The organism is Escherichia sp. HH41S (assembly GCF_009820115.1).
GTDB lineage: Bacteria > Pseudomonadota > Gammaproteobacteria > Enterobacterales > Enterobacteriaceae > Escherichia > Escherichia coli_F.
Window position 1 is genome coordinate 1 of sequence record NZ_VNXE01000002.1, and the last position, 453, is coordinate 453.

General features: G+C 60.3%; 1 protein-coding gene. It reads left to right on the plus strand.

Going from position 1 to position 453, the window contains the following annotated elements; all coding sequences use genetic code 11:
* Window positions 1-42: 42 nt before the first annotated feature.
* The coding region (locus FQZ95_RS00005) for a phage tail length tape measure family protein (protein ID WP_137564074.1) at window positions 43-453 on the plus strand (411 nt) is incomplete at its 3' end.

A 453-nucleotide genomic window follows, 5' to 3' on the forward strand; every position in this document is an offset into this window, starting at 1 on the left:
TGCTGATGACAGTATCAGAAGGGATCGCAGGAGGAGTCCGGTATGGCTGAACCGGTAGGCGATCTGGTCGTTGATTTGAGTCTGGATGCGGCCAGATTTGACGAGCAGATGGCCAGAGTCAGGCGTCATTTTTCCGGTACGGAAAGTGATGCGAAAAAAACAGCGGCAGTCGTTGAACAGTCGATGAACCGGCAGGCGCTGGCTGCACAGAAAGCGGGAATTTCCGTCGGGCAGTATAAAGCCGCCATGCGTATGCTGCCTGCGCAGTTCACTGACGTGGCCACGCAGCTTGCAGGCGGGCAAAGTCCGTGGCTGATCCTGCTGCAACAGGGGGGTCAGGTGAAGGACTCCTTCGGCGGGATGATCCCCATGTTCCGGGGGCTTGCCGGTGCGATCACCCTGCCGATGGTGGGGGCCACCTCGCTGGCGGTGGCGACCGGTGCGCTGGCGTAT